The organism is Mycobacteriales bacterium (assembly GCA_035550055.1).
GTDB lineage: Bacteria > Actinomycetota > Actinomycetes > JAFAQI01 > JAFAQI01 > DASZTV01.
Map to the genome: position 1 here is coordinate 20,815 of DASZRO010000110.1, position 9,212 is coordinate 30,026.

The 9,212-nt window shown below is 69.4% G+C and carries 11 protein-coding genes; 9 read left to right on the top strand and 2 right to left on the bottom strand.

Annotated features, from left to right (window positions below):
- Positions 1-5: 5 nt before the first annotated feature.
- The gene (locus VG899_16125) at positions 6-1,085 is read right to left on the bottom strand and encodes an inositol-3-phosphate synthase (protein ID HWA67891.1); all 1,080 of its coding nucleotides are present in this window, start codon (positions 1,083-1,085) and stop codon (positions 6-8) included.
- A gap of 24 nt (positions 1,086-1,109) precedes the next feature.
- On the bottom strand, positions 1,110-1,691 hold the full coding sequence (locus tag VG899_16130; protein ID HWA67892.1) for a PadR family transcriptional regulator: 582 nt from the start codon (positions 1,689-1,691) through the stop codon (positions 1,110-1,112).
- 178 nt (positions 1,692-1,869) lie between these two features.
- Here VG899_16130 and VG899_16135 point away from each other — a divergent pair, with 178 nt between their 5' ends.
- The 9 genes from VG899_16135 to VG899_16175 form a co-directional block, all read left to right on the top strand.
- On the top strand, positions 1,870-2,316 hold the full coding sequence (locus VG899_16135) for a DUF5318 family protein (protein ID HWA67893.1): 447 nt from the start codon (positions 1,870-1,872) through the stop codon (positions 2,314-2,316).
- Complete coding sequence (locus VG899_16140) at positions 2,313-4,484, top strand: transglycosylase domain-containing protein (GenBank protein ID HWA67894.1); 2,172 nt, start codon at positions 2,313-2,315, stop codon at positions 4,482-4,484. Before VG899_16135 ends, VG899_16140 begins: the two co-directional genes overlap by 4 nt.
- Positions 4,481-5,953 (top strand): glycosyltransferase 87 family protein, encoded by a 1,473-nt coding sequence (locus tag VG899_16145; protein ID HWA67895.1) that lies wholly within the window; start codon positions 4,481-4,483, stop codon positions 5,951-5,953. Before VG899_16140 ends, VG899_16145 begins: the two co-directional genes overlap by 4 nt.
- The gene (locus tag VG899_16150; protein HWA67896.1) at positions 5,946-7,046 is read left to right on the top strand and encodes a mannosyltransferase family protein; all 1,101 of its coding nucleotides are present in this window, start codon (positions 5,946-5,948) and stop codon (positions 7,044-7,046) included. Before VG899_16145 ends, VG899_16150 begins: the two co-directional genes overlap by 8 nt.
- 14 nt (positions 7,047-7,060) lie before the next feature.
- Positions 7,061-7,846: a hypothetical protein gene (locus VG899_16155; GenBank protein ID HWA67897.1), complete on the top strand. Its 786-nt coding sequence runs from the start codon at positions 7,061-7,063 to the stop codon at positions 7,844-7,846.
- Between the two features lie 167 nt (positions 7,847-8,013).
- Positions 8,014-8,304: a 30S ribosomal protein S6 gene (rpsF, locus tag VG899_16160; GenBank protein HWA67898.1), complete on the top strand. Its 291-nt coding sequence runs from the start codon at positions 8,014-8,016 to the stop codon at positions 8,302-8,304.
- 4 nt (positions 8,305-8,308) lie between these two features.
- Positions 8,309-8,800: a single-stranded DNA-binding protein gene (locus tag VG899_16165; GenBank protein HWA67899.1), complete on the top strand. Its 492-nt coding sequence runs from the start codon at positions 8,309-8,311 to the stop codon at positions 8,798-8,800.
- 75 nt (positions 8,801-8,875) lie between these two features.
- A complete protein-coding gene (gene rpsR, locus VG899_16170) occupies positions 8,876-9,115 on the top strand; it encodes a 30S ribosomal protein S18 (GenBank protein HWA67900.1) in 240 nt (79 codons plus the stop codon).
- A 2-nt stretch (positions 9,116-9,117) separates the two neighbouring features.
- Positions 9,118-9,212 (top strand): bL9 family ribosomal protein (locus VG899_16175; protein ID HWA67901.1); only part of this gene is annotated, 95 nt, incomplete at its 3' end.

Below are 9,212 nucleotides of genomic sequence, written 5' to 3' on the forward strand. Positions count from 1 at the left end.
GCACCTCAGCGCTCGACGGTGCCCGCAATGAAGCCCGCGACGGCCTCGCGTGCCTCGTCGTCGCTGTACTGAACCGGCGGAGACTTCATGAAGTACGACGACGCCGACAGGATCGGTCCGCCGATGCCGCGGTCCTTGGCGATCTTCGCGGCGCGGACCGCGTCGATGATGACGCCGGCCGAGTTCGGGGAGTCGTGCACCTCGAGCTTGTACTCGAGGTTCAGCGGAGTGTCGCCGAACGAGCGGCCCTCGAGCCGGACGTAGGCCCACTTGCGGTCCTCGAGCCACGGCACGTGGTCGGACGGGCCGATGTGCACGTCGGCGCCGCGCATCTCGTGCGGGATCTGCGAGGTGACCGACTGCGTCTTGGAGATCTTCTTCGACTGGAGGCGCTTGCGCTCCAACATGTTCTTGAAGTCCATGTTGCCGCCGAAGTTGAGCTGGTAGGTGCGCAGCAGCTCGACGCCGCGGTCCTCGAAAAGCTTCGCGAGCACGCGGTGGGTGATGGTCGCGCCGACCTGGCTCTTGATGTCGTCACCGATGATCGGTACGCCGGCGTCGGTGAACTTCTGCGCCCACTCCGGGTCGCTGGCGATGAACACCGGCAGCGCGTTGACGAAGGCGACCTTCGCGTCGATCGCGCACTGGGCGTAGAAGCGGTCGGCCTGCTCGCTGCCGACCGGCAGGTAGGAGACCAGCACGTCGACCTTGGCGTCCTGGAGCACCTTGACGACGTCGACCGGCGCTTCGTCGGACTCCTCGACCATGTCGAGGTAGTACTCGCCGAGGCCGTCGTAGGTGTGACCGCGCTGGACGATCACGCCGCTCGGCGGGACGTCACAGATCTTGATCGTGTTGTTCTCGCTGGCGACGATCGCCTCGGAGAGGTCACGGCCGACCTTCTTGCCGTCCACGTCGAAGGCGGCGACGAACTCGACGTCGCGGACGTGGTAACCGCCGAAGTCCACGTGCATGAGACCCGGCACTCGCGCTTCGGGGTCGGCGTTCTTGTAGTACTCGACGCCCTGGACGAGCGACGAGGCGCAGTTGCCTACGCCGACGATGGCGACTCGGATGGAACCCATCTTGAGTGGTCTCCTTGTTGACGGTTACTTAGCGACGGTTGCGCTGTTGGAAGTACGGCGAGCCCGCGCCGGTCGTGCGGCGACGCCGGCGCGTTCGGTGGCGATGAGCTCGTTGAGCCAACGCACCTCTCGCTCGACCGACTCCAGACCGTGGCGCTGCAGTTCGAGGGTGTAGCGGTCGATACGGCCGCGGGCGGTGCTCATGGACGACGTTGCACTCTCCTGTCGTTCCTCGAGCCGGCTGCGACGACCCTCGAGGATCCGCAGCCGGGTCTCGGCGTCGGTCTGCGCGAAGAACGCGAACCGGACGCCGAAGCTTTCGTCGTCCCACGCCGACGGCCCGCCTTCGGCGAGCTGCTCCTGCAGCCGCTCCTTGCCTTCGGCGGTCAGCTTGTACGTCGTCTTCTTGCGACGACCGGGGCCGACCTCGCTCGCGCTCTCGTCGGAGGTGATGAAGCCGCCGGACTGCAACGCGGACAGGCAGGGGTAGAGCGTCCCGTAGGAGATGGCACGGAATGGACCGAGCACTGCCTTGAGCCGCTTGTTCAGCTCGTAGCCGTGCATGGGGGACTCGTTGAGCAGCCCGAGTACGGCGAGCTCCAGCACGCCGGACTTTCGGCTCACGCGGTCAGCTCCCGTTGTTCTCGATCTAACTGCCAGATGTATCGAATGGATACATCGAGCAGAGTAGGTCAGCGGTGACCAGAAGGCAAACACGAGACGGCGTCGGTGTGTCAGCTGAACCTGAAAGGGCGGGTCGAAGCTGCGGCGTACCCTGACCCGCGTGTTGCGTTCGCCCGGTGTCGTCGACATTCCGGGAGCGCGCTATGTCATCGACTACGCGCTGGCTCGCAGGTCCGTTCTCACCGGGTTGGCCAGCGGGCGGGTGCGCCGCGAGGACGCCTGCGACGCCGACAACTACCTCAAGCGAGCCGCCCGCTATCACGGCGAGCCCACCGATGAGGTGTGTCCGGTCTGTGCCGACGAAACACTCGTGCACGTGACCTACGCCTACGGGGACTGCTTTTCGGCGGACACCAACGGCCGGGCCTGGTCCAGCCGCGAGCTCCCCGACCTGGCGCTGCGGCTGCCGGAGTTCTCGGTGTACGTCGTCGAGGTCTGCCGCAACTGCGGGTGGAACCACCTGGTGACCTCTGCGGTGCTCGGCACGGGTGAGCCGATGCGGCGCCGGCGGCGCAGCGTGTCGAGCGGCGGCGGGTCGCGCGCGTGAGCCATGCCGATCCGGCGCGCCGGCCGAGAACTGCCGGCCGCCGCGGGATTGCCCGATTCGCACCTCGCCCGAAACAGGTGCTGTGGGGCACCCTTCTCGCGCTCGTCGCGGTGACCGTGCTGACGGTTGTCGCCTACGTCGAGACGAACATCCCGAACGTCAACGCGCTCGCCGCCGAGCAGTCCACGACGATCTACTACAGCAACGGGAAGGTCCTCGCGCGCATCGGCGACACCAACCGCACCGACGTCCCGCTGTCTCAGGTGCCGGTCGTCGTACAGCACGCCGTGCTCGCTGCCGAGGACCGCAACTTCTACTCCGAGCCGGGCATCTCGCCGACGGGCATCGTGCGCGCCCTCCTGGTCGACCTCAAGGGTGGCGACATCAGTCAGGGCGGGTCGACGATCACGCAGCAGTACGTGAAGAACGCCTACCTGTCCCCGCATCGCACGCTGACCCGCAAGCTCAAAGAGATCTTCATCGCCACCAAGCTGGCGAGAACCACTCCCAAGTCGACGATCCTCGACGACTACCTCAACACCATCTACTTCGGCCGCGGCGCCTATGGCATCGAGGCCGCGGCGAAGGCCTACTTCGGCAAGGACATCTCGCAGGTCAACGCCGCGCAGGGGGCGCTGCTCGCGGCGGTGATCCGCGGCCCGAGCTACTACGACCCGATCCTCGCGGCGAACCGCACCGCCGCCAAGGCCCGATGGCAGTACGTCATCGACGGAATGGTCAGTGAGCACTGGCTCAGCCAGGCCCAGGCGAGCCGGATGAAGTTCCCCGCCGGCGCGGACCACATGCCGAAGGGCGTCACCAGCAACGCCTGCCGTGGCGAGACGTGCTTCATCCGCGACGCGGTCGAGTACGAGCTGCGTACCTATGACGGCATCAGCACCTCACAGCTCGACCTCGGCGGCTACAAGATCGTCACCACGATCAACGAGCAGGACGAGAAGGCGCTGATCGCCGCCGAGCACCAGGTCGTGCCGAACAACCAGAAGGGCACGCCGGAAAGCGGCGCGGCCTCGATCGTGCCCGGCGACGGCGCCATCGCTGCGTTGTACGGCGGGCGCAACTACTGCGGGCACGCCAAGCTGAACCCCGACGCGTGCATCGACCTGTCCGGCGCCACCGACCAGTGGGCGCGTCCGCCCGGATCGTCGTTCAAGGCGTTCACCCTCATCGCGGCGCTGAAGAAGGGCATCTCGCTGTCGAGCACGTTCGACGGTCCGCCGACCGTCGACGTGGACAACACCGAGATCCACAACTCCTCGCCCGGCGAGGCCTGCTACGGCTGCACGCTGCTCAGTGCATTCGCGCAGTCGATCAACACGATCTTCGTGCCACTCGCCCAGCAGGTCGGCCCGCAGAACGTCGTCGACGCCGCCTACGAGGCCGGGATCCCGAAGTCGCGTGACCTCTCCGCGGTGCCGGACATCGCGCTGGGGCCCGACCAGGTCTCGCCGCTGGACCTCGCGGACGCCTACGCCACGATCGCGGCGCAGGGCGTGTATGCCGCTCCGTACCTCGTGAAGTCGGTCACCACGGTGAGCGGGCAGCGGGTCTACCACGCGACGCCGCACGTGTCGCAGGTCTTCCCGGCCGACGTGATGGCGGACACGACGTACGCCATGGAGCACGTGCTCGAACCGGGCGGCACCGCCTACGGGCACGCACTGTCCGGCCGTCCGTCGGCGGGCAAGACCGGAACCACCGACAACAACACCAACGCCTGGTTCACCGGATTCACGCCGCAGCTGTGCACCTCGGTGTGGATCGGCAACGTCGACCGCGACCAGACGGTGGCCGTCGGCGGGGTCGGGGAGGTCTTCGGCGGGACGCTGCCCGCTGAGGTCTGGCAGGACATGATGAACTCCGCCCTCGACGGGGCGCCGGCCGAGAGCTTCCCCAGCGAGGCGGGCGTCGGTGCGCCGGAGGTGTCCTCGACGTCGACCGCGACCGCACCCCCGACCGTCGGCCCCTCGGCCAGCGTCACGCCCACCATCACGGTGGCGCCGCCGGTCACCCCGTCGTCGGTCCCGACCACCGAGGCGCCGCCGGTCGGCGTCCCGACGTACAGCCCGCCGCCGAGCGGAGCGCCCAGCGAGTCGCCGACCGACGGCGGCGGCTTCGGCGTCGGTAACCAGGCGAAGCGCGAGTGAGACCGGTCGCTCCCAGCCGGGAGGACCCGATCGCACGGGGGGCCAGCGAGCTGATCGGCGGGCCGGTCGGGGTACACGCGACCCGGGACCGGTGGTGGTGGACGCCGCTTCGGGTCGCGCTCGGCCTGACGGTGCTCGGCTGCGTTTTCGGCTACCTGCAGAAGTCGCCGTGCCTCACCCATCCCTACACCAACGACTACCAGTACACCCGCCTCTGCTACACCGACACTTACGTCCTCTACACGAACGAGGGCCTCAACGCCCGCCGGAACGCGGCAGGCCAGGTCGTCGGCTCCGTGGGTGTTCCCTACCGCGACCACCCGGTGGAGTACCCGCCGGTGATCGGTGGGCTGATGTGGGCCGCGGCCGAGGTGACCTCGGTGCTGCACGGTGGCGGCGCGGATCCGAACGGCACGCGCGCCGAGACGTTCTTCGACGTGACGGCGCTGGGCCTGGCGGCGCTGGCGCTGGTCTCCACCTGGACCGTCGCGCAGCTGGTCGGCCGGCGTCGTGCCTGGGACGTGGTCATGGTCGCCGCGTCGCCGGTGCTGCTGATGCACGCCTTCACCAACTGGGACCTCGCCGCGGTCGCGCTGACCGGCGTCGGGCTGTGGTTGTGGAGTCGAGGCTCGCCGGCCTGGGCGGGTGTGGCGCTCGGCGTCGGCATCGCCACCAAGCTCTACCCGATGCTGGTCCTGGTCGCTCTCGTGCTGCTCTGCGTCCGGGCGCAACGGGTGCAGGCCGCCGCCCGCGCAATCGGTGGCGCCGCCGCCGGGGTGGTCGCGGCGTACCTGCCGGCGATCGTGCTGTCCTACCAGACGCCGGGTTCGGTGTTCCATTCGGCGTTCCTGTTCCCGTCGGCGTCCTGCGATGCCGCCTACCCGTTGCGCGGCTGGCGCTGGTTCCTGTCGCTGTCCCAGACGCGAGGCGCCGACTGGGGAAGCATCTGGCTGGTGCTTCAGCACTGGTTCCACGGCTCGACGCTGGGCTCGCCGGCGCAGTGCGGTGCGGCCCCGAAAGACTTGAACCTGCTGTCCGCGCTGGCGGTGCTGGCACTCGTGGCGGGGGTCGCCGTCCTGATCTGGCGGGCGCGGCAGCTGCCGCGCGTCGGTCAGATCTCATTCCTGCTGGTGGCCGGCTTCATCATGCTGAACAAGGTCGACTCGCCGCAGTACGCGCTGTGGCTGGTGCCGCTGGCCGTGCTCGCCCGCCCCCGCTGGGCCTCGCTACTGGTCTGGCAAATCTCGGAGGCCGTGCTCGGTGCGGCGAACCTGTACACGCTGATCTCCCTCGACCATTCCGATCAGGGGTTGCCGATGGGCACCTATCTGATCTTCATCGGGATCCGCGACGTGGTGCTGGTCTGGTTGATGGCGCTCGTCGTCCGCGAGGTGCTCGAGCCCGGCTTGGACATCGTGCGTCGCGACGGCGTCGTCGACCCGGCGGGCGGAGTGCTCGTTAGTGCGTGACCGCGAGGCCCTGGCCACCTGGTGGTACAGCCGGCTTGCGGTGTTCGTGGTGTCGTTCGCGTCGTTGTGGATGCTCGGCGACACGACCGCCGGTGACGTCCCGTCGTACCTGTCGCGGTGGGACCAGTGGGACGCACACCTGTTCCTCGACCTCGCGAAGTACGGCTACCGCGGCTACCGGACGAAGACCACCGACGTCCACCTCGAGGCGTTCTTCCCAGGCGAGCCGATGGCGATGCGAGTCGGTCACGCGCTCACCGGAAGCTGGGTTGCCGGAGCGCTGCTGGTGTCCGCCGTCGCGGGGGCGTTCGCGATGGTGGCGCTGTCGCGACTCGGCGAGCTCGACGGCGGCGGGGTGGTCGGCTCACGCGCGGTGCTCTACCTCGTGCTCTCGCCGTACGCCGTCTTCCTGGCCGCCGGGTACTCCGAGTCGCTGTTCCTGGCGTTCGCGCTGTCGTCCTGGCTCGCCGCGCGTCGCGGCCGGTGGCTTGCCGCCGGGCTGCTCGCCGGCGGCGCCGCCTTCATGCGCATCGACGGGTTGTTCCTCGGGGTTGCCCTGGCGGTGGAATGGCTGGTGACGAGCCGCCCGTACCGATGGCGTACGGCGCTGCCGCTCGTCGCGCCGTGGGTGGTCACGGCGGGGTTCTTCGGCTACCTGTGGTCGGTCACCGGTGACTCGCACGCGTGGTTCGACGCGCAACGCGACGGCTGGGGCCGCAAGCTCACCGCGCCGTGGACGGCATGGCACACCACCTGGTCAGCGGCGATGTCGCCGGGCCAGGGGTCGGCGTACGAATGGTCGTTTCGCGCCGAGCTGCTCGCCGTCGTCCTCGGGGTGGCGCTGACCGTGCTGCTGCTGGCGATGCACCGGTGGGGCGAGGCCACGTTCGTCGGGCTGCAGGTGGTCGCGCTCGGCTGCTCGGCCTACTACCTGTCGGTGGCACGAGCGACGCTGCTGTGGTTCCCGCTGTGGCTGCTGCTCGCTCGCGCCTCGGTGAGCCGACCGTGGCTGCACAAGGCCTACCTCGCGACCGCACCGGCGTTGATGGCCGTCGCCGTGGTCACGTTCACCAGCGGACGCTGGGTCGGCTGACGCACCATGGTGGGGTGACGCGGAGCTGGCGGTGGCTGACCGGGCTGGCGCTCGCGCTCGCCGGTTGCGGTGCCGGTCTGGTCGCGTTCGCCTCCGCGGCGTCGGCGCAGTCGTGCGGCAGCATCACCGTCTCCCAAGGGCGGGGGCTCTCACTCGACGTCTCCTCGGTCCTGGTTCCGACGGGCGGGTGCGTCCGGTTCGCGAACCTCACCGACGTCACCGTCACGGTGAAGGTCTCCGACTCCTCGTTCTCGACTCGCCTCCCCGCGAAGACGCCGGCGTCGGCGTCGGCGGCGTTCGTCGCGACGCACGGCGCCACGGTCACCGCGACCGACGGCGTCCGGACCGGCCGCGGCACGATCTCGGTCGAGGCTGCGCCGCCGACCCCCAAGCAGACGCAGACCGACATCCCGTCGCCGGTCGAGTCGCTTGCCCCCACGCCGCCGACCCACTCGCCGAAGCCGCCGCCGACTCCGGCCACCTCGCCGTCGGTGACCCCGACCCCGTCGCCGACCCCGACCCGGTCGCACTCGTCGGCGGCGATTCCGGTGCTGCCGTCGCTGCCGTCGGGCGGGTCGAGCGCGCCGCCCGTGGTGAGCCACCCGGTGGTCGCGCCGCAGCTACCCGGGGCCGGGTCGCAGCCGGTCGCCGCAACCGTCGTCGAGCCGGTCGGCGGCGCGCAGCGCGGCCTGCCGGCGGCGGTCGCGATCGTGGTGCTCATCGGGCTCGCGTCGGCGTACGGCAGGGCGGTGCTCGCCGCCGCTCCGGCTGTGGATCGCCGCGGCCGCCACGCCCGCTAGCGCTCTACGCTGCGCGACGACGTTTTCGAGCAGGCGGCCGCCGCTGCTAGCCTGGTCGGCGCTCGACGCAGAGCAACCTCCTGCTACGACGCCGGTTTCCGGCGCGGTAGCCGCCTTGCCACCACCCGGGTGGCGAGCTTTGAGTCCAGAGGAGGTGGGTTGCCCGCATGCGTCATTACGAACTGATGGTCATTCTCGACCCTGATCTCGAGGAGCGCACCGTTGCGCCGTCCCTCGAGCAGTTTCTGAACGTCATCAAGCAGGCCGGTGGCACCGTCGACAAGGTCGACGTGTGGGGCCGTCGCCGGCTGTCCTTCGAGATCGCGCACAAGGTCGAGGGCATCTACGCCGTACTCGACGTCACGGCCGAGCCGGCCGCGGTCAAGGAGCTGGACCGTCAGCTCAACCTCAACGAAGCCGTGCTGCGCACCAAGGTGCTGCGGCCGGACATGAGGTAGCCCGATGGCAGCGGGAGACGTCACCGTCACGGTGGTCGGCAACCTCACGAACGACCCGGAGCTGCGGTTCACGCCCAGCGGCGCCGCGGTCGCGTCGTTCACGGTCGCCTCGACCCCGCGCATCCTGGACAAGGCCACCAACGAGTGGAAGGACGGCGACGCGCTGTTCCTTCGCTGCAGCGTGTGGCGGCAGGCGGCGGAGAACGTCGCGGAGTCCCTCACCCGCGGTGCGCGCGTGATGGTCACCGGGCGGCTCAAGCAGCGCAGCTACGAGACCAAGGAAGGCGAGAAGCGCACCGTCGTCGAGCTCGAGGTCGACGAGGTCGGCCCGTCGTTGCGCTACGCCACCGCGAAGGTGACCAAGGCCTCGCGCGGCGGTGGTGGTGGCGGCGGGTTCGGTGGTGGCGCGCCGTCGGGGGGCGCCGCGATCGACGACGACCCGTGGGCGACGCCGGCGCCGGGCGGCGGCGGCATGAGCGACGAACCGCCCTTCTAGCAACCCGTCCGTGCTCGCGACCACAGCGACCGCAGCCACGGACAACTCGAACTTCACGACAGGAGCACTGCACCAATGCCCAAGCCCGTTCTCCGCAAGCCGAAGAAGAAGGTTTGCCAGTTCTGCAAGGACAAGAACTCGTCCTACATCGACTACAAGGACACCAACCTGCTGCGCAAGTTCATCTCCGACCGCGGCAAGATCCGCGCGCGTCGGGTGACCGGAAACTGCGCGCAGCACCAGCGTGACGTCGCGACCGCGGTCAAGAACTCCCGCGAGATGGCGCTGCTGCCCTACACGAGCACGGCGCGATAGCCATGAAGCTCATCCTCACTCAGGAAGTGTCAGGGCTCGGCGGTCCCGGCGACGTCGTGGAGGTGAAGGACGGCTACGGCCGCAACTTCCTCGTGCC